The organism is uncultured Sutterella sp., assembly GCF_937923675.1.
Lineage (GTDB): Bacteria > Pseudomonadota > Gammaproteobacteria > Burkholderiales > Burkholderiaceae_F > Sutterella.
The window spans coordinates 1-21,919 of the sequence record NZ_CALDXB010000083.1 but is presented as its reverse complement, the minus strand read 5'-3'; the positions used below and the strand labels follow the sequence as shown (position 1 = coordinate 21,919).

Here is a 21,919-nt window from a genome sequence, read left to right as displayed (position 1 = left end):
TGAGGGCAGCTGCCGGATGGGCGCGTTTTCTCATTGGGTCACACCAAGAGGAGACAATCAAAATGATCGATGTCAGGAAAGAGCTTCTTGAACGTTTTCTGCGTTATGCGGCTGTAACGAGCCAGAGCGACCCGAAGGCGAAGGTTGTGCCGAGCACGCCGGGTCAGCGCACTCTTGCCGAACTTCTTGCAAAGGAGCTCGAGGGCCTCGGGCTCGTTGACATCGCCGTGTCGGAATATTCCGTCGTGACGGCGCACCTTCCCTCCAACCTCCCTGCCGGCAGCAAAGCGCCCAAAGTCGGCTGGTGCGCTCACCTCGATACGGTGGATGCGGGGCTCTCGCCTGAAGTGCATCCCCAGGTGATTCGCAACTACCAGGGCGGCGACATCTGCCTCAATAAGGACAAGGATCTCTGGCTGCGCGTTTCCGAGCATCCTGAGGTCGAGCGCTATAAGGGCGACGACCTTGTCGTCTCGGACGGCACTTCGGTGCTCGGTGCCGACAACAAGTCCGCAATCGCCAACATCATGACGGCGCTCCACGTCATCCAGGAAGAAAAGCGCCCGCACGGCGACATCTGGGTGGCGTTTGTTCCGGACGAGGAAATCGGCCTCATGGGTTCGAAGAAGATCGACTTCACGAAGTTCCCGGTTGACTTTGCCTACACGATCGACTCGTGCGAACTGGGCGAAATCGTCTGGCAGACCTTCAATGCCGGCAGCGCCAGGCTCGAGATTCAGGGCGTGACGGCGCATCCGATGTCCTCGAAGGGCGTCCTCGTGAACCCGATTCTCGCCGCGCACGACTTCATGGGCATGCTTGACCGCACGCAGACGCCGGAATGCACGGCTGGCACCGAAGGCTTCGTCTGGGTGAACGGCATTTCGGGCGGCCCCTCGCGCTGCTCGGTCTCGCTCAAGATCCGCGACCACAACCTCGAAGGCTACAAGGCCAAGAAGGCGCTCATTGCTGCCGCCGTCGAATACCTGAAGGTCCGCTATCCGCGCGCCAAGTTTGCGCTCTCTTTTGAAGACGTCTACGGCAACATCGCCGACGCGATCAAGCCTGAGAACAGCGCCTGCGTGGATCTCCTGCGCGAAGCGATGGCGATTGAAGGCGTGAAGCCCATCAATCTCGCCATGCGCGGCGGTACGGACGGCTCCTTCATCTCGACGCAGGGCATCCCGACCCCCAACTACTTCACCGGCGCGCACAACTTCCACAGTTCCTGCGAATTCATGCCGATGTCTTCCTGGGTGAAGAGCCTTGCCGTGACGCTGCGCCTGGTGGCGCTCACGGCTGAAGCGAAGTAATGAAGTAATCCAAAGCTTCAGGCGAAAAAAGAACGCGCGGGAGATTCTCCGGCGCGTTCTGCTGAAAACATCAGACGGCGCTCTTCCCTGCGTGGAAAAGCGCCGCTTCTTTTGACGGGGTTATTCCGCCCAGCCGTAGTGCTTGGCAAGCACCGACTGGGAGTCGACGGCCTTGCCGTTCTTCGGCACCGAGAGGCGCTTGTAGCTTCCGTCGCTCAGGAGCTCCCAGCTCTGCACGTTGTCGGCAAGCTGCAGATCGAGCGTCGCCTTGATGCGGTCGCGGATGTTCTTGTCGAGCACTGGAGTCAGCACCTCAATGCGGCCGTCAAGATTGCGGGGCATGAGGTCGGCCGAGCCGATCAGCATGAAGGGATTCCCGCCGTGACGGAAGTAGTAGGCGCGGGCGTGTTCTAGGAACCGTCCGACAATGCTCTTCACGGTGATGTTTTCGCTCACCCCCGGGATGCCGGGACGCAGGCAGCAGATGCCGCGCACAATGATCGAAATCCGGACGCCCGCCTGGCTCGCTGCGTAAAGCGTGCGGATGATGGCGCGGTCGACGAGCTGATTGCACTTGAGGATGATTTCGCCCTTGCCCGACTTCTTGTGGCACTCGATCTCGCGCTCAATGTGGGCAATGATGGCATTGCGGGTGCTGTGGGGCGAGACGACAAGCTCGCGGTATTTCGTCTGATCGGAATACCCCGTCATCACGTTGAAGAGGTCGGAGACGTCCGAGCAGATGTCGCGGTTTGCCGTGAAGAGCGCATAGTCGGTGTAGATCTTTGCGGTTCCCGGGTTGTAGTTGCCGGTCGAAATGTGGACGTAGCGGCACATGCCTTCCGACTCGCGCCGCACAACGAGGCAGAGCTTCGCGTGGATCTTGAGGCCGGCAAAGCCGTAGACGATGTTGACGCCCGCCTTTTCCATTTCCTCAGCCCAGTTGATGTTGCGCTCCTCGTCAAAGCGGGCCTTAAGTTCAACAACCGCCGTCACCTGCTTGCCGCGTCTTCTCGCATCGATGAGGGCCGCGACGATGGGGCTGTTGCTGCCGCAGCGGTAGAGCGTCTGCTTGATGGCAACGACCTGCGGGTCGCTCGCCGCTTCGCGGATGAATTCAAGAACGCCGTTGAAGCTTTCGTACGGGTGGTAGAGGAAGACGTCGTGGCTCTTGATGGTCGGGAAAACATCGCCCTCGGCAATGAAGGCGGGTTCGAGCCCCTTATAGGGAGCGTCCTTCAGGTTCGGGCGATCGAGGCCGATCAGAGGCATGAATTCGCTCATCGCGAGCGGGCCCTTGATGCGGAAGACCTGGAAGGGGAGAAGATCGAGCTTTTCCGTAAGGAAGTTGGTGAGCGCCGGGTCCGAGCCGTGCTCCACTTCCAGGCGGATCACGTCGCCAAAGCGCCTCTGGTCGATGAAGTCCTTCACCGCTGCAAGGAGGTCGTCGGCTTCGTCTTCCTCAATCTCGAGGTCGGTATTGCGGGTGATGCGGAAGATGAAGGACTTCTTCACCTTGTGGCCGCTGAAGAGCTTGTCGAGATGCTCGCGGATCAGGTCCTCAATCAGAATGATGTCGTCGTCGCGTCCGTTCGAATTGAAGCCGAGCTCGGCATAGGCGGATTCCTTCGTGCGGGGCACGAAGATGAAGCGCGGCATGTTGTTCGGGCACTTGAGGCGCGCATAGCGGACGTTGCCGTCCTCAGATTCGAGCTCGATCAGAATGTTGATCGAAATATTCGAGATGGTGGGGAACGGGTGGCCGGCGTCGATCGCCTGAGGCGTGAGGATCGGATAGATCTCATTCAGGAAGTACCCCTCGAGGAAGTCCTTCTGCTTGACCGTCAGATCCTTGTATCGGACGATGTTGATGCCCTTCTTCGCAAGTTCCGGAAGGAGCTTCTGCTTCCAGTGGTTCTGGGCGCGCGTGAGCATGCCGAGAACGCGGCGGCGGATTTCGGCGAGCTGCTTCACGGGAGCGAGTCCGTCCGCAGAGGTCGAGGGCGCGCCGATCTTGAACTGGCGGATGATGTTTGCCACGCGAACCATGAAGAATTCATCAAGGTTGTTGTGGAAGATCGCGAGGAACTTGAGCTGTTCGAGGAGCGGCGTCTTCGGATCGCACGCTTCGTCAAGCACCTTGCGGTCGAATTCGATCCAGTTGAGTTCGCGATTGATGTAAAGAAGCGGGTCGTTCAGATCCGGCACGCCCTCAACGGGCGGGAGCGGCGGCGGGACGTCGTCGCTCTGGGCCTGAGGCGTGCGGCGGGCCGCACGGCTTTTTGCAGGGGCACGCTTTTTCTGAGCGGGAGCCTTCGCAGTCCCGGACGTTTTTTTGGTCGTCTGAGCCGCAGACGCCGCTTCGGGCGCAGGCGCTTCAGGGGCGGCTGTTTCCTTGGGGTTAACGGGCGTTTCCGCGGCCGTCTTCAGGTCGGCGGCAGCGGCTTCTTGATTTTGTTTTTCCGTCATCGGCATTCCGCAGAATAAGAGAAAATGATGTGATTTTCCTCTTATTCTAGGCTCAAAAATATGACGGATTAATGACGATTATCCCTGAGGAAAGGAGTTCCTCAGAACTTTGCCGCTTTGGATTCCTGGAACTTCTGGAACCACTTCCAGGCAAAGCCCACAATGATGGGACCCGAGATGGCGGCGAGGATGCCGAGGAGCAGAATCTTCGAGAGATTCTGCTGAATGAAGGGGATGTTGCCGAAGAGGTAGCCCGCTCCGACAATGGAGACCGCCCAGAGGACGGCGCCCGCGCCGCTGAAGAGCTCGAAGCGCAGCCCGTCCATGCGCGCCGCACCGGCGACGAGCGGCGCAAAAGCGCGGATGATGGGCACGAAGCGGGCGAAGAGAATGGTTTTGCCGCCGTGCGAGACGTAGAAGTCGTGCGCGTGCTGAAGCTTATTTGCGTCGAGCCAGCGAATGTTGCCGTCGTAAATCTTGTTCCCGAGCCATTTGCCCGTCGCGTAGCCCACGGAATTGCCGAAAATCGCGCCGAGGATGACGGCAAGCATGATCATCCAGGGGCTTGCCGTACCGGCGGCTGCAACGGTGCCCGCGACGAAAAGGAGCGAATCGCCCGGCAGAAACGACATGACGACGCATCCCGTTTCGAGAAAGAAGATGATGAACATCGCGACATAGATGAGCGTGCCGTAGTTTGTCGCAAGCGACACGAGAAAATGGTCGGCATTGGTGAAAAGCTCAACAATCAGTCCGAAGATGTCCATGGCCGGAAACGCAAAAAATCTATGAAGGAAAAAGGCTGAAGCCCGAAGGCCTCCCGCGGGCCCCCTATCATAACGGGATGACGCTTTAGAGCTCCTTAGCGCATGTCAGGATTTAATCCCGACATGTCAGAGTCGTAAATCTTTGCATTTGCTGCCAAGAAAAGCAGCGTACTTTTGGGTTCAACACATCCATGCCCCGCCGTTCCATTCAAGAACTTTCTTCCCAGCTTATCAGTCAGATCGCCGCAGGCGAAGTGATTGAGCGGCCGGCCTCCGTCGTCAAGGAACTCGTTGAAAATTCCGTCGATGCGGGTGCCGACCGTGTTGAAGTGCGCATTGAGGGCGGAGGACTGCAGCGCATACTGGTCTCCGACAACGGCTGCGGCATTCCGAAGGAAGAGCTTCCCCTCGCATTGAAGCGCCACGCCACGAGCAAGGTGAAGTCGCTCGAGGAGCTCGAGCATGTCGTGACGCTCGGCTTTCGCGGCGAAGCGCTCGCGTCAATCGATTCCGTCGCAGACCTGCGCATCCAGTCGAGAACTCCGGAGGAGAATCAGGCGTGGCAGATCCGCGAGGGAGCGATTGAGCCCGCACCCGGAATGGAGCCCGGCACGCGCATTGAGGTGAAGGACCTTTTCTATAAGACCCCTGCGCGGCGCAAGTTCATGAAGTCGGAGAGCACGGAGAATGCTCATGTGGTGACGCAGCTCGAGCGCATTGCGCTCGCGAATCCTTCAGTTTCGCTCACGCTCTTCACGAACGGCAGACAGACCATGCGTCTCGAGCGTGCGGATTCTCACGCCGAACGCATCGCAGACCTGATGCCGAAGGATTTCCGGGGCGCTTCCCGCGAAGTGGATGCGCAGTCAGGCAAATGGCGGCTTACCGGGCTGATCGGACTCCCCACCATTTCGAGGACCCGCACGGAGGCGCAGTACTTTTTCGTAAACGGCCGCTTCATCCGCGACCGCGTGATGGCGCATGCCGTGCGCGCGGCGTACGAGGACGTGCTTCACGGACAGGCGCAGCCGATGTACTGCCTTTTCCTCGAACTCCCTCCCGACGAGGTCGATGCCAATGTGCATCCGACAAAGACGGAAGTGCGCTTCAGGGAATCAGGTCGGGTGCATCAGTTCATTACGCAGGCTGTGAAGGCAGTCATTGCGCCGCCGCTCTCTTCTGACGAAGGGCGGCCGGCCTTTGCGGACAGCGCTTTTTCAGCAAAGTCCGGTGCCGTTCCGGAGCGGCGCGAAAGCTCTGTTTTCGGTGGGGACGCAGGGGAAAAGCCTTCGCCCGCCCAGGTGCCGGCGCAGAAGCCTGCAGCTGCGTCGATGCCCTTTGCCTATCCGTCGGTGCAAAGGCCTTCTCCTCAGGCGGTGGATCGGGCGATGGCGCTTTTCGGCGCGAAAACGCCTCTGACGCCGGAAAAGGACGCGGCTGAATCTGAAGAGATTCCGCTTGAGGAAAATACAAAGCGCGATGTGCCTGCCGTGCCGCCTTTCCCGTCCTTTGAGCCGGCAAAGGTTCAGGCGGCGCAGCCCGCGAGCGCGAACATGTTTGAGGAAGCCGACGGCAGCGACGGCGCGCAGACGGACGGCGCGGGCGAGCTTGGGCACGCCGTGGCGCAGATCGGCGGCGTCTACATTCTTGCGGAAAACGCGAGAGGCCTCGTCATCGTGGACATGCATGCAGCCGCGGAAAGAGTGCTTTACGAGCGCCTTAAAAAAGCAATGGATGAAAGCCGCATGGCGGTGCAGCCCCTGCTTATTCCGCTCGTCGTTCGCGTGACGCCTCTCCAGTATGCGGCCTTTGAGGAGCATGTCGAGGAGCTTGGAAAATTAGGCTTGGATGCTACCGGGGCGGATCAGCAGGCGGTGGTGCTGAGAAGCATCCCGGCCATGCTCTCGGACACGCCTGTGCCGGAGCTCGAGGCGCTTCTTCGGGAGGTGCTCGACGATCTCCATCAGTACGATCAGTCGGAAGCGATTGAAGTGCTCCGCAACCGGATTCTCGCGACGATGGCCTGCCACAGCGCCTTCCGAGCGAATAGAAAGCTCTCCATACCTGAAATGAATCAGCTTCTGCGGGATATGGAAAAAACCGAACGGGCGGACCAGTGCAACCACGGACGCCCCACCTGGACTGCGCTCTCCATGGAGGAGCTTGATCGCCTTTTCATGAGGGGACGCTGATGACGGAAAAACCGATTGCCCTGCTTCTTCTCGGACCTACGGCATCCGGGAAATCAGCGCTGTCGCTGAAGCTCGCGGAAAAGTATCCCGTGGAAATCATTTCCATTGACTCTGCCTTGGTCTACCGGGGCATGGATATCGGGAGCGCCAAGCCGACAGAGGAAGAGCTCCGCGTAGCACCCCACCATCTCATCAATATCCGTGAGATCAATGAACCTTACAGCGCCGCGGATTTTGTGACGGACTGCACGCGGCTCGTGCACGAAATCCGGGGGAGAGGCCGGATTCCGCTCATTGTGGGCGGAACCATGCTCTACGCGAAGGCCCTTCGCGAAGGGATAGACGAAATGCCGACGACTTCTCCGGAGGTCCGGGCAGGGGTCGCGGAGGAAGCGGAAAAGCTCGGCTGGCCCGCCATGCATGAAATCCTGAAGGCCTGCGATCCGGAGACTGCGGCGCGGCTCGCGCCCAATGACAAGCAGCGGATCGGCCGGGCGCTCGAGGTCTACCGCATGACGGGGAAGCCCCTCTCGAGCTTTCATCGGCGCGAAGCCCGGCCGGCATTTCCCATGGCGACAGCGGCACTGGTGCCCGAGGATCGCAAGCGCCTTCATGAGCTGATTGAAAAGCGCTTTGACGCCATGCTCGCAGCTGGATTCCTCGATGAAGTGAAGGGTCTGATGGCAAGACCCGATTTCGATCCCGAAAGTCCGGCCATGCGTGCTGTGGGGTACCGTCAGGCGATTGAATATCTCGAAGGCAGGCGCACGTACGATGAATTTAGACTGGCCGGCATCGCCGCAACACGTCAGCTCGCGAAGCGCCAGATGACGTGGCTCCGCTCAATGGAGAACATCACCCGGATCGACCCCTTCGAGCCTTCGTCAGCCAGGAAGATTCTGACGGTTATGGAAGAGTTGGCGGCGGGTTGAAAACAAAAAAGCCTCCCGGGAATGGGAGGCTTTTTGACGGTCTGAACTTCGGCTTACTTCACGATGCAGGGGGCTTCGCCCTCAGGAAGCGTTTCGATCGTGCCGATGCGGAAGACCTTTTCGCCTTCAGCTTCAAAGGCCTTCATCGCGCGGTCGGCATCCTCGGCCGAAACAATGACGACCATGCCGATGCCGTTATTGAAGACGCGGTACATCTCGTGGCGGTCAATGTTGCCCTTTTCCTCGAGCCACTCGAAGATGGCCGGACGCGTCCAGGACTTGCCGTCGATGCGGCACTGAGTGCCTTCAGGCAGAACGCGGGGCACGTTTTCGATGAGGCCGCCGCCCGTGATGTGAGCCATGCCCTTGATCTTCACCTGCTTCATGACGTTGAGGACCTGCTTCACATAGATGCGGGTCGGAGCCATGGCGCGGTCGGCAAGCGTAGCGCCGTCAAAGGGCATATCCCAGTCGGCCTTGGCGACTTCAACCACCTTGCGAAGGAGCGAGAAGCCGTTCGAGTGCGGGCCGCTCGAGGCAAGGCCGAGGACGACGTCGCCCGGGCGGATCGTCGTGCCGTCAATGATTTCATCCTTTTCGACAACGCCGACGGCAAAGCCGGCAAGGTCGTATTCGCCTTCCGGGTACATGCCGGGCATTTCAGCGGTTTCGCCGCCGATCAAAGCGCAGCCGGCGAGTTCGCAGCCCTTGGCAACACCCTTCACGACGCGCTCGGCGATATCCACATCGAGCTTGCCGCAGGCATAGTAGTCGAGGAAGAAGAGGCTCTTGGCGCCCTGAACGAGGATGTCGTTCACGCTCATCGCCACGAGGTCCTGACCGACCGTGTCGTGACGGCCGAGCTGGAAGGCGAGCATCAGCTTGGTGCCCACGCCGTCCGTGCCGGTAACGAGCACAGGGTTGCGGTAGTCGCGGCTCACCTCAAAGAGAGCGCCGAAGCCGCCGATGGAGCCGAGCACGCCGGGAATCAGGGTGCGCTTGGCAGCAGGCTTGATGCGTTCGACAAGTTCATCGCCGTTGTCAATGGAAACGCCGGCGGCGGCATAGGAAAGCTGGCTCATGGAATCACTCGTCAAGAGAGAATGGCGACCTTACTCTGCGGCTAAAAATTCCGTTCCTGCGGAGTTTTTCCGAAGAGAAGATCATCAGGGAAAAAAGAGTTGCGAAAGTATAAGTCAGGCGCCTCGTGAAGGCAGGGAAAAGAGGCAGTTTGGACGCTTATCTGATGCATCGAGGAAGGCCGTGGGGAACGGTCAAAAGAAGTACACTCTCGAGACGCCGGAATTGTGGCTTTGAAGGTGTCCTTCAGGAGCTTATTCCGCCTCCCGCTTCCATTCGTTTCCTTTCGTTTTTCTCTTCCTCCCTGTGGAATCTTCAAGCCTGCCGCCGGATCAATATCTTCTTGACCTTCCTGAACTTCAGGGAAGGGATCGGCCGACTTTCGCAAATTTCATACCCGGCGAGAATACAGAAGTGCTCGCAGTGCTCTGCAGCATGGCCGCCGGGAGAGGACCGAAATTTCTCTATATCTACGGTCCCCGCGGGGCCGGACTCACGCATCTTCTCGAAGCTTTCCTGCCGGGCTCCACGGAGTCGGATTTCCGCGTGCCGCTTTATCAGCCGGACGTGAAGAAGTATGCGGTCGACGACATTGAAACGCTCGATGAAGGCTATTCCCGGGAGCTTCTGCAGCTGCAGAATGCGGTCTATGCGGATCCGGATGCGAGACTCGTCTGCGCCGGGCGCTTCCCGCCCAAGGAACTCCCTTTGCCCGAGGGGGTGAAGAACCGGCTTCTCGGCGGCCCCTGCTACTTTGTTGCTCCGCTTAACGAAGAGGACCGATTCAGGGAGCTTTCCCGGCAGGCCGCCCTGCGCGGCATTCTCCTCACGCCCGATATGACGCAGTGGATGTCCCGGCATCTGCCGCGCGACATGCGGTCCCTCACGCGCATCATGGATGTGGCCAATCAGCTTGCACTTCATTCGAAGCGCCGGGTTACGCTCCAGATCATCCGGGAGGCCGTGAAGGTGTCCGGCGTTGAAGAAAAAGATCCTGAACTCTGAATAATCCCACCCCCATGAAGCTTGCCGTATTTGATCTTGACCACACGCTCCTGCCGATTGACTCCGGAGATGCCTGGTCATACTGGCTTGTGGAGAAGGCCGGACTCGATCGAGAAACGCTTGAAAAGCGCATTGAGGGCTACAGCGAAAGCTATCGTCAGGGCAATTTTGTGCCGCTCGACTTCATCCATTTTCAGTTTTCGCTCCTCGCGGCAGAGAAGCGAAGCGACCTTGATGCATGGCGAGCGGAATTTATTGACCGGATTATTCGTCCGGCGATTCACCCGGAAGCTCTTGCACTCCTCATGGAGCGCCGTCGTGCCGGTTACGAGCTCCTTCTGGCGACCGGAACCCACCGTTTTGTGACGGAGCCGATTGCGGAGCTTTTCGGCATCCGGTGGCTCGCGGCGGCGACGCCTGAGGAGCGCCCTGACGGTTCTTTTACCGGTGAGATCGTGGGTTCGGACTCCTATGGCGAGGGAAAACTTCTCCTCGTCAGGGAATGGATCGAAAAACTCGAGTCCCTTTATGGGAAGACCACTGCTTTGGAAGCCTGGTCCGACTCCATAAACGATCTTCCGCTTTTAAAATTTGCGGCGGGCTTTGAACCTGCCGGAAGAGCTGTTGCCGCCAACGCTGATCCCATGCTTTTAGAAGTTGCGCGCAGGCATGGCTGGGAGCAGGTGGAGCTCTTTGACAAGAAGAAGGAATAAAACCTCAATGTTTGACGCAATCGTAAGCCGCGTGAAGTCTTTTTTAGGCGCGGAAGAATCCCGGGAAACGCTGGTGCGCGAGCCGCGCATCATCCCGAAATCTGAGCACGGCATTGATCCGGAGCTCGTTTCCTGGCAGGCGAAGCGCTGCTGTGAAGCGCTGCAGCGCCGTGGATACCGCGCGTACATTGTGGGCGGCGCAGTGCGCGATCTGCTCCTCGGCGTGACGCCGAAGGACTTTGACGTGGCGACCGACGCGACGCCAGAGGAAGTGAAGCGCAGTCAGCGCCGCGCCATCATCATCGGACGGCGCTTCCGCCTCGTGCACGTGATCTTCGGGCAGGAAATCATCGAGTGCTCGACCTTCCGTGCGCTTGAGGGTGCAGGCGTGAGAAAGGACGGCAGCGGCCGCGTGATTTCCGACAACGTCTTCGGCGAAATGTGGGAGGATGCGGCCCGCCGCGACTTCACCATCAATGCGATGTATTACGACCCGGCAACGGAAGAGGTCTACGACTATCACCATGGCTTTGAGGATATTGCAAAGCGCCGCCTCAGAATGATCGGGGAGCCCGCGGAACGCTACCGCGAGGATCCGGTCCGCATGCTGAGAGCCGTACGCATTTCCGCGAAGCTCGGGTTCCAGATTGAACCCGCAACGGAACGGCCGATTTCTCGCATGGCGAAGCTCCTCAAAAACGTGCCGACGGCGCGCCTGGTCGATGAGGTGCTGAAGCTTCTTACCTGCGGTCATGCCGTGGAGTGCGTGAAGCGGCTGCGCGATGACGGGCTCTCAGCCGCGCTCCTCCCGGTGCTCGACCACCTGCTTTCCTCGCCCGAAGGCGAGGAATTCCTGATGCTTGCTCTGAGGCGCACGGATGAGCGGCTGGCGATCGGCAAAAAGATTTCTCCCTTCTTCCTTTTCGGCACGCTCCTCTGGCCTCAGGTGAAGCGCCGCTGGCAGTACAACGAGGAAACAAGAGGACTCTCGCGCATTGCTGCGCTCCATGAGGCTGCGGTCGAGGTGCTCGAGACCGAGTGCCACACCATTTCGATTCAAAGGCGCTTCCAGGCGGACATGCACGACCTCTGGCTCATGCAGGGACGGCTCGAGCGCCGTACCGGAAAGACGCCCTATTCGGTGGTGCAGCATCCGCGCTACCGGGCCGGCTACGACTTTCTGCTCCTGCGCAGTCAGGTGGGCGAGGTGCCCGAGTCTCTTCCCGAGTGGTGGGATGCATTTGCCAATGCCGACGACGATACGCGCATTGCCATGATTCGCGAGGCGCAGGCCGAGGCGCGACAGACGGCTGATCAGGCCCGCAGGGGTAGGGGAACTGAGGGTTCCGATGCTTTACAGCCTTCCGGAGAACGGCGTCGCCGTTCCCGCCGTCGTCCGCGCCGCCGCCCGGCGAGGGAAGGAGAGTCGTAATGGCCCGGGTCTGGCTGAGTCTCGGCGCAAACCTTGGGGAGCCGAGAGCTGCGCTTGAAGCGGCAATCAGGGAAATCAAGGCGATCTCCGGAGTCAGTAATTTTCGCAGCAGCAGCTTCTACCGGACGTCTCCGGTAGACTCCTCCGGTCCGGAATATGTGAATGCCGCGGCGGCGCTTGAATGGGAGGGCTCGCCGCTCAGTCTTCTTCATCTTCTGCAGAAGATCGAGCTCGCGCACGGGCGCGTGCGCCCGGCGGGCGTGCACAATGCGCCGAGGACGCTTGACATCGACATTCTTGCGGTTGAAAACGTGAGGAGCGGGACGCCGGAGCTTCTGCTGCCGCACCCCCGCATGAATGAGCGGCTTTTTGTGCTGGTGCCTTTGGAAGAGCTGGAGCCCGGCTGGACAGCGCCCGACGGCACGGGCATTCAAAAACTCATCGATCGGGTTAAAAAGATCGATCCGGAACAGCAGATAACGAAGCTTTCCGACTAAAGATGTGGCATACTCTGCCGGCTCCCCGGATGGCGGAATGGTAGACGCAGCGGATTCAAAATCCGCCGGGTAAAACCGTGAGAGTTCGAGTCTCTCTCTGGGGACCAGATTTTTAGAATCCTGCATTGCGTTTGCAATGCGGGATTTTTTACGGCCGTTCAATTGTGAAGTCTTGGAAAATCACACCATTAGGTTCGGGCGGGCTGCTCCTGATAGAACCTCCCGTCTATCAGGACGAGCGAGGCGAATTTTTTGAATCCTGGAATGAACGGGTGTTTGCCGGACTCGGCATTCCGGTCAGATTCGTTCAGGACAACCAGAGCCTTAGTCTTCGCCGTGGAACGCTTCGCGGCATTCATTTTCAGACGGGCGAATTTGCCCAGGCAAAGCTCATCCGTTGCACGAGCGGCGCGATTCAGGATGCGGCGGTGGACCTGAGAAAGAGAAGTCCCGATTATCTGCGCGTCTTTACCGTTGATTTGTTTGCAGAGGACGCGCGCATGCTTTTCATTCCGCGCGGGTTCGGGCACGGCTTTCTGACGCTTGCGGACCATACGATCGTCCAGTACAAGGCGGATGCCTTCTATGAGCCGGGATCGGAAGGAAGCATCCGGTGGGATGATCCGACCCTCGGCATCGACTGGAAATTGCCTCAGGGCATGACGCCCATCCTCTCTCAAAAGGATGCCGCGGCACCTTATCTCCACGGCTGAAATAAAAATCCCGCCAGAAGCTTTTGCTGCCGGCTCCAGGCGGGACTTTAAAGCGTCAAAAGACGGGAAGCGTTCTGATCAGCTTGCCGCGCGTTCGGCAATGTTTCTGAGGAACGCCGCGAGATCGTGCATTTCCTCCTGACAGAGCTCATGGTCCATCGGGTAGGTGCGGGCAATCATTGCCGGGTCGACCTGAGAAATCACTTCCGCGCTGCGGGCTGCTATGACGGGAGGCACGACCGAGTCGAATTCGCCGTGCGCCATGAAGATCGGGGTACGGCGTCCGCCGGGGGTCGCTTCCGAAAAGAGACGCCCGGCAAGGGGGAGGTACCCAGAAAGCGCGGCAACGCCGCCGATGGGGCGCTCCATCCTCAGCCCGGCAAAGAGCGAAATCGCCGCACCCTGCGAGAAGCCGCCGAGAACAATGCGGCTTCTGGGAACGCCCTGAGCTTCAATTTCATCGATCAGCTGAGCGACACGCTTTGCGCTCTCGCGAATGCCGCGGGCGTCCTCATTCTCATCAATGCTGCGTCCCGGGACGTCATACCAGGCGCGAAGCGGATAGCCCGGATGCATGGACATTTCGCGCATCGGCGCGTTGGGGAGAATAAAGCGGCAGACGGGGCCATCGAATCCCAGAATCTCATCCGGGAAAGGCGCAAAGTCCGTGTTGTCGACGCCCATGCCGTGAAGCCATATGACCGCAAGTTCCGGGTCGCCGCCCGTGCGCGGACGCACGACAAGCAGATCCCTCGCGTCGAAGGAGGGTTTTGCCGGAGGAACTTCCGGGGCCTGCTTCTCCTCTGAACGGGGCGCAGCTTCAGAAACCGTCGTCTTCGGAGACTCTTCCTGCCGGACCGGCTTCTTCTCGACCGCAGGCGGTGCGGGAGGCACGGCGGCTTCCTGAGGCTTTTCAGCATGCTTTCTCGCGCTCTTGGGACGGAAAGCTTTGACGACCTCTTCATTCGTTTCAATGTAGGGGCCCCCGATCAGGTCGATGCAGTAGGGAACGGCCGAAAAAATGCCGTTGACGGAAGGGTTGCCGTCCTTGTCCTTCAGGCCTTCGAGCGTTTCGGCAATGGCCTTGGGCTGTCCGGGGAGATTGAGAATCAGCGCGGCATGATCCGGCGTTTCGCGCAGCACCCCGACCTGACGCGAAAGAATCGCGGTCGGAACAAAGTGTCCGGAAATGGCGCGCATCTGTTCGCCGAAGCCCGGCATTTCGCGCGTCGCAACCGCAAGCGTCGCCTCAGGCGTCACGTCTCGGCGGGCCGGACCGGTGCCGCCGGTCGTGAGGATCAGGTCGCAGCCGATGATGTCCACGAGTTCGCGAAGCGTCTTCTCAATATCAAAGCGTTCATCGGGAATGAGGCGCTTGTGGATTTTGAGGGGCGTCGTGATGGCTTTGCGGCACCAGGCTTCGAGCGTAGGGATGCCTTTGTCTTCATATTCGCCGCGGCTCGCCCGGTCGGAGATCGAAACAAGCCCGAGGATGAGTTCATTTTCAACGCTGCGCGGTGGCTTCATGGAATTTCTCGGAGAAAAAATCAGGAATTGGGCGTTTCGGCTTCTTCAAAAGCCTCTTCTTCCTTCGCCATCAAATCGAGGGGCTCGTCGAGATAGTCGTGAAGGAGCCGATAGAGTTCCCGGGCGCTCTTCGGGGGCTTCGCCTGATCGCGTTCGCGGCGCGCAAAGCGCACGAGCTCGCGCAGACGACGGATGTCGATGTCGCTGTGTTCGTCGATGAAGGAGCGCACCACGTCGTCGGATTCAATCATGCGGTCGCGAAGCGTCTCGCAGCGGTGAAGGAGCGCAACGGCGGCGCGGGATTCGCCCGTCGCGCGGGCGATTGCCTCGCGTACGGCATCCGGATCCATGTCGCGCATCTTTTTCCCGATCAGCTGAAGCTGCCGGCGCTGCGCGCCGAAGCTCTTCATGCGGCGGAATTCAATAATTTCAACGAGCACGTCTTCGGGGAGCCCGATTTTGGCGAGCGTCTCGTCGCCCATGCGGGTCATGTCGCGGCCGAGAGACTGCAGATCAAGCTGAACGCGCTTCAGGTGCGACTTGGAGGGGCCGCGGAATTCTTCTTCTTCGTCTTCTATTTCGTTAGGGCGCATAGGGTCCTCATATTCGATGGACGCCAATGATAGCGGCTCTAGTCCATGATTTTTAGTTAGAATGCGGCTCCTTTTCCATTCATTACTGGCCGGTCAAGCCATGACTGAACAACATCTTTCTGATTTCGACTTCGAGCTCCCGCCGCAGCTTATCGCGCAGTACCCTCTCGCAGACCGTTCTTCCTCGCGTCTTCTTCACATCACTGAAGACGTGATTGAGGACAAGACCTTCCGCGACATTGAAGAATTCCTGCGCCCGGGCGACCTTCTCATCGCCAACGATACGAGGGTCATCAAGGCCCGTCTTCTCGGACGCAAGGAAACCGGAGGCGCCGTTGAAGCGCTGATTGAGCGCGTTACCGGACCGGATACAGCCATTTCCATGCTTCGCGCTAGCAAGAGCCCTAAGCCTGGAACCAAGATCTACTTCCGCGCTCAGACGGAAGATGCAGCGGGCAGGGAAGCCGAGGCTGAGGTTCTCGGACGCGAAGGCGAATTCTATTCGCTGCGCTTCGAGGGGCCCGTGCTCAGCATTCTCGAGGAATTCGGCCGCGTGCCGCTTCCTCCCTATATTGAACACGCTCCTGAAAAAAGCGACGAAAGCCGCTACCAGACGGTCTATGCGCATCATCCGGGTGCGGTTGCCGCGCCCACGGCAGGGCTTCACTTTACTGAAGACCTTCTCACCAGGATCCGCAATAAGGGCGTCGACATCGAATATGTGACGCTTCACGTGGGTGCCGGCACCTTCCAGCCCGTGCGCGTTGAAAACCTTTCTGAACATCACATGCACTCGGAATGGTTCTCCATGCCTGAGGATGTGGCCGCGAAAATCAATGCGGCAAAGGCCGAAGGCCGCCGCGTGATCGCCGTCGGCACGACGTCGCTTCGCACCCTTGAGAGCGCTGCGGACCGTCCGGGGCATGTTGAAGCCGGCGCGCGCGATACGACGCTCTTCATCATGCCGGGCTACAAATTCCGCATTGTGGATGCGCTCATCACGAACTTCCATCTGCCGAAGTCGACGCTCGTCATGCTCGTTTCCGCGCTGGTGGGCCGCGAACGCATTCTTGAAGCCTATGCGCATGCCGTGAAGGAGAAGTACCGCTTCTTCAGCTACGGCGACGCCTGCTTCATTGAAAAGGCGAAGAACGCCTGACCGTCCGCGACTATTCAAGAGGATTTTTTCACTCATGGCATTCAGCTTCAAAGTCAAGGCGACCTGCGGGAAGGCCCGCCGGGGTACGCTGACGCTCAATCACGGCACAGTCGAAACGCCCATGTTCATGCCTGTAGGCACATACGGCGCGGTCAAGTCCATGGCTCCTTATGAATTGAAGGAAGTGGGCTCTCAGACGATTCTCGGCAATACCTTTCACCTGTGGCTTCGTCCCGGCCTCGAAGTGATCCGCACGCACGGGGGGCTTCACGGCTTCATGCAGTGGGATCAGCCCATTCTCACGGACTCAGGCGGCTTCCAGGTCTTCAGCCTCGGGGAGCTGCGCAAGATCACCGAAGAAGGCGTGAAGTTCTCGAGCCCCATCAACGGCGACAAGCTCTTCCTTTCGCCCGAGATCTCGATGCAGATTCAGCACACGCTCAATTCCGACATCGTGATGCAGCTTGACGAATGCACGCCCTACAAGATCGGAGACCGTCCGGCGACGGAAGCGGAGGCGGGAGCCTCGATGCGCATGAGCCTCCGGTGGGCGAAGCGCTCAAAGGACGAGTTCGACCGCCTTGAAAACCCCAATGCGCTCTTCGGCATCGTGCAGGGCGGGATGTTCTCGCACCTGCGCGAGGAGTCGCTCGAGGGTCTTAAGAAGATCGGCTTTCATGGCTATGCGCTTGGCGGACTCTCAGTCGGCGAACCCAAGGAAGAGATGCTTCGCGTTCTTGACGAAATCGCGTGGAAGCTCCCTGAGGATCATCCCCGCTATCTGATGGGCGTCGGGACGCCTGAGGATCTGGTGGACGGGGTCTCGAGCGGCATCGACATGTTCGACTGCGTGATGCCGACGAGAAACGCCCGCAACGGGTGGCTCTTCACGCGCTTCGGCGACATCAAGCTCAAGAACAGCCGCTACCGCAACGATCTGAGGCCGCTCGACCCGACCTGCACCTGCTACACGTGCCGCAACTTCAGCCGTTCGTACCTCCATCACCTCCACAAGGTGGGCGAGATGCTCGGCGCCCGGCTCAACACGATTCACAATCTTCACTACTACCTCACGCTCGCCGCTGAGATGCGCGCCGCGCTCGAGGAAGGACGCTTTGAAGAGTGGAAGAAAACCTTCCATGAGGATCGCGCCCGAGGCATTGAATAACGGAGCGTCCTTCAGGAATCAAAACTGAGAGAATCAGGCTCTTATTTGGGGCCGGCGTTAAGCAATGCTCCGGCCCATGCTCTTTATAATCTGCAGACTTCCCCCATTGTGGGGACTGAATTTTCCGCAAAAGACCGTTCAGGATTTTTGCTTTCTCTTTTGGAGTGCACATGCTTTTTGTAAGCGATGCCATGGCGGCGGGTGAAGCCGCTGCTGCCGGCGGTATGGAAGGTTTCCTCGTCCAGGTCGTCCCGCTTATCGTCATCTTCGCCGTTTTCTGGTTCTTCCTTATTCGCCCGCAGCAGAAGCGCCAGAAGGAGCACGCCAAGATGTGCGAAGGCCTCACGAAGGGCGATGAGGTCATGACCATGGGCGGCATCTCCGGCCGCATCGAAGGCGTCGACGATCAGTCGATCAGCCTGCAGGTCGCTGCCGTCGACGGCAAGCCCGTCGTCATCCGCATGCAGCGCGCTGCGGTGCAGATGGTTCTCCCCAAGGGATCCATCAAGTTCTGATTGAGCGATTCATCCGGAATCCGGAGGCTCGGCGCACACGCTGCCGGGCCTCTTCTTCCGGAAGCGCCACAAGCGAACGCGCACGATTCTCTCAATCCGGGCGAAGGGCTTCGAAAGACATGATGTCCGTCTTTCGAAGCCTTTCTCTCAATCAATAGGGATGACGGTGCGGCTCCTGAAGTCCGGAGTTTTTTGGTAAGAACGGAGAAGAGCGAATGAATCGCTATCCTCTTTGGAAATACATACTGATCGGCATCGTGCTCGTCATCGGGCTCGTTTATACGCTGCCGAATTTCTACGGCGAATCGCCTGCCGTGCAGGTAACGTCCGGCAAGGCTACGGTCAAGGTGACCGAGCAGACGCTCGCACAGGTGGAAAGTGCGTTGAATGCCGCCAACCTGAAGCCCAACGGCGTCTTCTTTGAACAGGGCGCGCAGCAGAACACCATCCGCGTGCGCTTCGACCCGACCCAGACGGAAGAGCAGCTGAAGGCCCGCGAAGCGATCGATCACGCGCTCAACAGCGATCCGAAGGATCCGACCCACATCGTGGCGCTCAACCTGGTCCCCAATACGCCGCAGTGGCTGCTTTCGATCAACGCGCTTCCGATGTACCTGGGCCTTGATCTTCGCGGCGGCGTGCACTTCCTCCTGCAGGTCGACATGCGCGCGGCCATCACGAAGCGCGCCGAGGCGATTGCCGCCGACCTGCGCACGCAGCTTCGCGACAAGCGCATCCGCCATACGGGCATCAACCGCGTCGGCAACGATGTTGAAATCAGCTTCGGCACCGCAGAGGAACGCGAACGCGCGAACGACCTCCTGAGAAATACTCAGCCTGATCTCGTTCTCACCCTTCCGGAAGCCACGAAGGCGCCCTTCATCATTCACGCCGCACTCTCGCAGCGCGCTGTTCAGAACGTTCAGAACTACGCTCTGAAGCAGAATATTTCGACCCTTCACAACCGAATCAATGAACTCGGCGTTGCGGAACCCGTGATCGCCCAGCAGGGTGCGGACCGCATCGTCGTCCAGCTCCCGGGCGTTCAGGATACGGCCAAGGCCAAGGACATTCTCGGTCGTACGGCAACGCTCGAAGTCCGTCTGGTTGACGATTCTCCTGAAGCCCTCGCTCAGCTCGCTCAGGGCAATGTCCCCTTCGGCGACGAACGCTTCACAGATCGCGACGGTCGTCCGATTCTCGTCAAGCGCCGCGTGATCCTTACCGGCGAAAACCTCAACGACGCTCAGCCTGGGTTTGACAGCCAGACGCAGGAACCGACCGTCAACCTTGAGCTCGACAACCGCGGTGCACGCATCTTCCAGGAAGTCACCCGCGAAAACGTCGGCCGCCGCATGGCGATCCTGATCTTTGAAAAGGGCAAGGGCGAAGTGGTGACGGCTCCTGTGATCCGTCAGGAAATCGGCGGCGGGCGCGTGCAGATTTCGGGCCAGATGACCACGATTGAAGCTACCGATACGGCGCTCGTGCTCCGTGCGGGTTCGCTCGCTGCCCCGATGGAAATCGTTGAGGAACGCCTGATCGGCCCGAGCCTCGGCGAAGCCAACATTGAGGCGGGCTTCCGCTCGACCCTCTACGGCTTTGTGGTGATCGCGGTCTTCATGGCGGTCTACTACCAGGTCTTCGGCATCGTGAGTGCGATCTCGCTCATCTGCAACGTCATGATGCTGATCGCGATCCTTTCGCTTCTCCAGGCAACGCTGACGCTTCCCGGCATCGCGGCTATTGCGCTCACGCTCGGCATGGCAGTCGACTCGAACGTGCTCATTAACGAGCGCGTGCGTGAGGAACTGCGCATCGGCCGACTCCCGCAGACAGCCATCAGCGAAGGCTACGACCGTGCGTTCAATACGATTCTCGACTCGAACATCACGTCGCTGATTGCCGGTCTTGCACTTCTTATTTTCGGTTCCGGTCCGGTCCGCGGCTTCGCCGTGGTGCACTGCCTCGGCATCGGCACCTCCATCTTCACCTCCGTCATTGTTTCGCGCGCGCTGATCAACCTGATCTACGGCCGCAAGAAGAAGCTGACGGCCGTTCATATCGGTCAGATCTGGCGTCCGGATCCCGATAAGGCGAATGCGAAGTAATCGAGGGAGAGGAAAGAAAAATGGAATTTTTCCGCATTCATCGCACGATTCCGTTCATGCGCTATCGCCATATCCTGAACGGAATTTCCCTTGTGAGCTTCCTGGTTGCCGTGTACTGGCTCTTTGCCCACGGGCTGGCCTTCTCAATTGAGTTCACGGGCGGCACGCAGCTCGAGGTGAATTATCCTGAGGCGGCCAATACGGAGCAGATCCGTACGGATCTCGCCCAGGTCTCCAATGAGGTGCTCGTTCAGACCTTCGGTACGGCGCGCGACGTCGTGATCCGCGTCCCGACTAAGGAAGGACAGACGTCCGGCCAGGTCGCCGCTGAAGTCATGAAGGTGCTTTCGGCGAAGACGCCCGGCGTGCAGCTCAAGAGTACGGAGTTCGTCGGTCCTCAGGTGGGCGATGAGCTCGCCCGCGACGGCGGCACGGCGCTTGCGCTCGTGGTCTTCGGCATCATGGTCTACCTGGCCTTCCGATTCGAATGGAAGTTCTCGGTGGCGGCCATCATCGCCAACCTCCACGACGTGGTGATCGTGGTCGGCATCTTCTCCGTGATGCACTGGGAATTCACGCTTCCGGTGCTCGCGGCAGTGCTTGCTGTTCTCGGCTACTCCGTCAACGAGTCCGTGATTATTTTCGACCGCGTGCGCGAACACTTCCGTACGATGCGCCGCGCCGACACCATGGAGGTGATCAACTCCGCCATTACGGCGACGATCTCCCGTACGGTGATCACGCATACGTCGACGCTCTGCATGACGCTCTCGATGTTCTTCTTCGGCGGCCCGGCGCTCCACTACTTCTCGCTTGCGCTGACGATCGGCATTCTGCTCGGCGTTTACTCGTCGGTATTCGTTGCCGCAGCGATCGCCCTCTACCTTGGCGTCAAGCGTGAAGACCTCGTGAAGCCGAGAAAGAAGGAAGAGATTGAAGAAATGGTTCCGTAACCGGAATCCTTTAGTTTCCTTTCCGCTTTGAAGAAAAGCTCCGTCAGACCAAAATCTGCGGAGCTTTTCTCATATGCGTGGAGCGGTGGGGGCCAGAAAGTCACTCAACAGAAGGGTGACTGAGTCCGATTTTGGGAAGAAAGCGCTCCCAGTGACGCAGAATTTTCAGCCGGGCGAGGTGCGGAAAGTAGTGGCAGACAGGGATGAAGTCCGTCGTCCCGAAGCCGTCAATCATGACTGCCCGATTTAGTCCATTTTTTTCTCTTCGAATCAAAATATTGTTTGGGCTCAGATCAGAGAGCGCAATTCCGTAGCGATAGAGATAACAATGGAGATCTTCAAGTAAATCGGAAAGTTGATGGAAAATCAGGTTCTTATGATCCGTCAGATAATGCTGAAGTGATTTTGATGGAGTGCCGTCAAAATCACGCACAAGCTGTTGTTCAAAGCCAACATACCCGGGTATATTTACGCGCCCGTAATAGCGCGGAATATGGGTGGCGGGAACTTTCTGCTTTTTGAGCTGCGTGAAATACTCGATCTCACGCAGAGACTGCCGTGCGTGATCCTCGGCGCTGAGCTTGATGATGGTGCTACTGTTCCTTGGATTGATATAGCAGGATCGCTCTTCTCCTCGCGAAAGAAGATAGGGCTGAAGATCGGCATAGGAAACGGGGAGATCCATAGCTGACTACTCAATAAGAAGAATCTTCCTATTGTTGCACTCAGGGCGATCGCACGGGGCCAGTTCACAAAAAGTAGCTGAATCGTGAATTTTTC

Annotated in this window: 19 protein-coding genes and 1 tRNA gene; 14 read left to right on the top strand and 6 right to left on the bottom strand. The window is 59.1% G+C overall.

Annotated elements, in window-relative coordinates; genetic code table 11:
* Positions 1 to 62 precede the first annotated feature (62 nt).
* A complete protein-coding gene (pepT, locus tag Q0106_RS09325; RefSeq protein WP_297611989.1) occupies positions 63 to 1,313 on the top strand; it encodes a peptidase T in 1,251 nt (416 codons plus the stop codon).
* 120 nt (positions 1,314 to 1,433) lie between these two features.
* Here pepT and ppk1 read toward each other — a convergent pair whose 3' ends face one another.
* Complete coding sequence (ppk1, locus tag Q0106_RS09320) at positions 1,434 to 3,782, bottom strand: polyphosphate kinase 1 (protein ID WP_297611986.1); 2,349 nt, start codon at positions 3,780 to 3,782, stop codon at positions 1,434 to 1,436.
* 101 nt (positions 3,783 to 3,883) lie between these two features.
* Positions 3,884 to 4,549 carry a VTT domain-containing protein gene (locus tag Q0106_RS09315; RefSeq protein WP_152158060.1) on the bottom strand — a complete coding sequence of 222 codons (666 nt, stop codon included), beginning with the start codon at positions 4,547 to 4,549 and terminating at the stop codon, positions 3,884 to 3,886.
* A gap of 191 nt (positions 4,550 to 4,740) precedes the next feature.
* On the opposite strand from Q0106_RS09315, the gene mutL reads away from it, so the two are divergent.
* Together mutL and miaA are read left to right on the top strand one after the other, a co-directional pair.
* A complete protein-coding gene (gene mutL, locus Q0106_RS09310) occupies positions 4,741 to 6,741 on the top strand; it encodes a DNA mismatch repair endonuclease MutL (RefSeq protein WP_297611982.1) in 2,001 nt (666 codons plus the stop codon).
* Positions 6,741 to 7,673 (top strand): tRNA (adenosine(37)-N6)-dimethylallyltransferase MiaA, encoded by a 933-nt coding sequence (gene miaA / locus Q0106_RS09305; RefSeq protein WP_297611979.1) that lies wholly within the window; start codon positions 6,741 to 6,743, stop codon positions 7,671 to 7,673. The genes mutL and miaA overlap by 1 nt, the downstream gene beginning before the upstream one ends.
* 53 nt (positions 7,674 to 7,726) lie before the next feature.
* On the opposite strand, the gene purM is transcribed toward miaA, so the two are convergent.
* Positions 7,727 to 8,755, bottom strand: coding sequence for a phosphoribosylformylglycinamidine cyclo-ligase (gene purM, locus Q0106_RS09300; RefSeq protein WP_297611976.1), 1,029 nt, complete (start codon positions 8,753 to 8,755; stop codon positions 7,727 to 7,729).
* Positions 8,756 to 9,167: 412 nt separating this feature from the next.
* On the opposite strand from purM, the gene Q0106_RS09295 reads away from it, so the two are divergent.
* The 6 genes from Q0106_RS09295 to rfbC all read left to right on the top strand — a co-directional run bounded on the left by Q0106_RS09295 (position 9,168) and on the right by rfbC (position 13,113).
* Positions 9,168 to 9,758 (top strand): DnaA regulatory inactivator Hda, encoded by a 591-nt coding sequence (locus Q0106_RS09295; RefSeq protein ID WP_297611973.1) that lies wholly within the window; start codon positions 9,168 to 9,170, stop codon positions 9,756 to 9,758.
* Positions 9,759 to 9,772: 14 nt separating this feature from the next.
* Complete coding sequence (locus Q0106_RS09290; RefSeq protein ID WP_297611970.1) at positions 9,773 to 10,471, top strand: HAD-IB family hydrolase; 699 nt, start codon at positions 9,773 to 9,775, stop codon at positions 10,469 to 10,471.
* A 7-nt stretch (positions 10,472 to 10,478) separates the two neighbouring features.
* On the top strand, positions 10,479 to 11,903 hold the full coding sequence (gene pcnB, locus Q0106_RS09285) for a polynucleotide adenylyltransferase PcnB (RefSeq protein WP_297611967.1): 1,425 nt from the start codon (positions 10,479 to 10,481) through the stop codon (positions 11,901 to 11,903).
* Positions 11,903 to 12,400 carry a 2-amino-4-hydroxy-6-hydroxymethyldihydropteridine diphosphokinase gene (folK, locus tag Q0106_RS09280; protein ID WP_297611964.1) on the top strand — a complete coding sequence of 166 codons (498 nt, stop codon included), beginning with the start codon at positions 11,903 to 11,905 and terminating at the stop codon, positions 12,398 to 12,400. The genes pcnB and folK overlap by 1 nt, the downstream gene beginning before the upstream one ends.
* 23 nt (positions 12,401 to 12,423) lie before the next feature.
* Positions 12,424 to 12,507, top strand: a tRNA-Leu gene (locus Q0106_RS09275).
* Between the two features lie 57 nt (positions 12,508 to 12,564).
* Positions 12,565 to 13,113 (top strand): dTDP-4-dehydrorhamnose 3,5-epimerase, encoded by a 549-nt coding sequence (rfbC, locus tag Q0106_RS09270; protein ID WP_297611962.1) that lies wholly within the window; start codon positions 12,565 to 12,567, stop codon positions 13,111 to 13,113.
* A gap of 78 nt (positions 13,114 to 13,191) precedes the next feature.
* On the opposite strand, the gene mog is transcribed toward rfbC, so the two are convergent.
* Positions 13,192 to 14,640: a molybdopterin adenylyltransferase gene (mog, locus tag Q0106_RS09265; RefSeq protein WP_297611960.1), complete on the bottom strand. Its 1,449-nt coding sequence runs from the start codon at positions 14,638 to 14,640 to the stop codon at positions 13,192 to 13,194.
* A gap of 20 nt (positions 14,641 to 14,660) precedes the next feature.
* A complete protein-coding gene (gene yjgA, locus Q0106_RS09260) occupies positions 14,661 to 15,233 on the bottom strand; it encodes a ribosome biogenesis factor YjgA (RefSeq protein ID WP_297611957.1) in 573 nt (190 codons plus the stop codon).
* Positions 15,234 to 15,333: 100 nt separating this feature from the next.
* Between yjgA and queA the strand changes: the two genes are divergently transcribed.
* From queA to secF, 5 genes are all read left to right on the top strand, one after another.
* A complete protein-coding gene (queA, locus tag Q0106_RS09255) occupies positions 15,334 to 16,392 on the top strand; it encodes a tRNA preQ1(34) S-adenosylmethionine ribosyltransferase-isomerase QueA (RefSeq protein WP_297611953.1) in 1,059 nt (352 codons plus the stop codon).
* Between the two features lie 34 nt (positions 16,393 to 16,426).
* Positions 16,427 to 17,560 carry a tRNA guanosine(34) transglycosylase Tgt gene (gene tgt / locus Q0106_RS09250; RefSeq protein WP_297611950.1) on the top strand — a complete coding sequence of 378 codons (1,134 nt, stop codon included), beginning with the start codon at positions 16,427 to 16,429 and terminating at the stop codon, positions 17,558 to 17,560.
* A gap of 170 nt (positions 17,561 to 17,730) precedes the next feature.
* Positions 17,731 to 18,075, top strand: coding sequence for a preprotein translocase subunit YajC (yajC, locus tag Q0106_RS09245; RefSeq protein ID WP_139688569.1), 345 nt, complete (start codon positions 17,731 to 17,733; stop codon positions 18,073 to 18,075).
* Between the two features lie 215 nt (positions 18,076 to 18,290).
* Entirely contained in the window at positions 18,291 to 20,186 is a 1,896-nt protein-coding gene (secD, locus tag Q0106_RS09240) for a protein translocase subunit SecD (protein ID WP_152158915.1), read from the top strand.
* Positions 20,187 to 20,206: 20 nt separating this feature from the next.
* The gene (secF, locus tag Q0106_RS09235; RefSeq protein ID WP_139688571.1) at positions 20,207 to 21,139 is read left to right on the top strand and encodes a protein translocase subunit SecF; all 933 of its coding nucleotides are present in this window, start codon (positions 20,207 to 20,209) and stop codon (positions 21,137 to 21,139) included.
* 100 nt (positions 21,140 to 21,239) lie between these two features.
* Here the strand turns inward: secF and Q0106_RS09230 are convergent, their stop codons facing one another.
* A complete protein-coding gene (locus Q0106_RS09230; RefSeq protein ID WP_297611945.1) occupies positions 21,240 to 21,824 on the bottom strand; it encodes a YrbL family protein in 585 nt (194 codons plus the stop codon).
* Positions 21,825 to 21,919 lie beyond the last annotated feature (95 nt).

Coding starts and splice junctions, on each gene's coding strand:
- yajC (WP_139688569.1), top strand. CDS start 17,731: ATGCTTTTTGTAAGCGATGCCATGGCGGCGGGTGAAGCCGCTGCTGCC.
- folK (WP_297611964.1), top strand. CDS start 11,903: ATGGCCCGGGTCTGGCTGAGTCTCGGCGCAAACCTTGGGGAGCCGAGA.
- Q0106_RS09315 (WP_152158060.1), bottom strand. CDS start 4,549: ATGGACATCTTCGGACTGATTGTTGAGCTTTTCACCAATGCCGACCAT.
- miaA (WP_297611979.1), top strand. CDS start 6,741: ATGACGGAAAAACCGATTGCCCTGCTTCTTCTCGGACCTACGGCATCC.
- yjgA (WP_297611957.1), bottom strand. CDS start 15,233: ATGCGCCCTAACGAAATAGAAGACGAAGAAGAAGAATTCCGCGGCCCC.
- secF (WP_139688571.1), top strand. CDS start 20,207: ATGGAATTTTTCCGCATTCATCGCACGATTCCGTTCATGCGCTATCGC.
- secD (WP_152158915.1), top strand. CDS start 18,291: ATGAATCGCTATCCTCTTTGGAAATACATACTGATCGGCATCGTGCTC.
- pepT (WP_297611989.1), top strand. CDS start 63: ATGATCGATGTCAGGAAAGAGCTTCTTGAACGTTTTCTGCGTTATGCG.
- tgt (WP_297611950.1), top strand. CDS start 16,427: ATGGCATTCAGCTTCAAAGTCAAGGCGACCTGCGGGAAGGCCCGCCGG.
- purM (WP_297611976.1), bottom strand. CDS start 8,755: ATGAGCCAGCTTTCCTATGCCGCCGCCGGCGTTTCCATTGACAACGGC.
- Q0106_RS09230 (WP_297611945.1), bottom strand. CDS start 21,824: ATGGATCTCCCCGTTTCCTATGCCGATCTTCAGCCCTATCTTCTTTCG.
- queA (WP_297611953.1), top strand. CDS start 15,334: ATGACTGAACAACATCTTTCTGATTTCGACTTCGAGCTCCCGCCGCAG.
- pcnB (WP_297611967.1), top strand. CDS start 10,479: ATGTTTGACGCAATCGTAAGCCGCGTGAAGTCTTTTTTAGGCGCGGAA.
- Q0106_RS09290 (WP_297611970.1), top strand. CDS start 9,773: ATGAAGCTTGCCGTATTTGATCTTGACCACACGCTCCTGCCGATTGAC.
- mutL (WP_297611982.1), top strand. CDS start 4,741: ATGCCCCGCCGTTCCATTCAAGAACTTTCTTCCCAGCTTATCAGTCAG.
- ppk1 (WP_297611986.1), bottom strand. CDS start 3,782: ATGACGGAAAAACAAAATCAAGAAGCCGCTGCCGCCGACCTGAAGACG.
- mog (WP_297611960.1), bottom strand. CDS start 14,640: ATGAAGCCACCGCGCAGCGTTGAAAATGAACTCATCCTCGGGCTTGTT.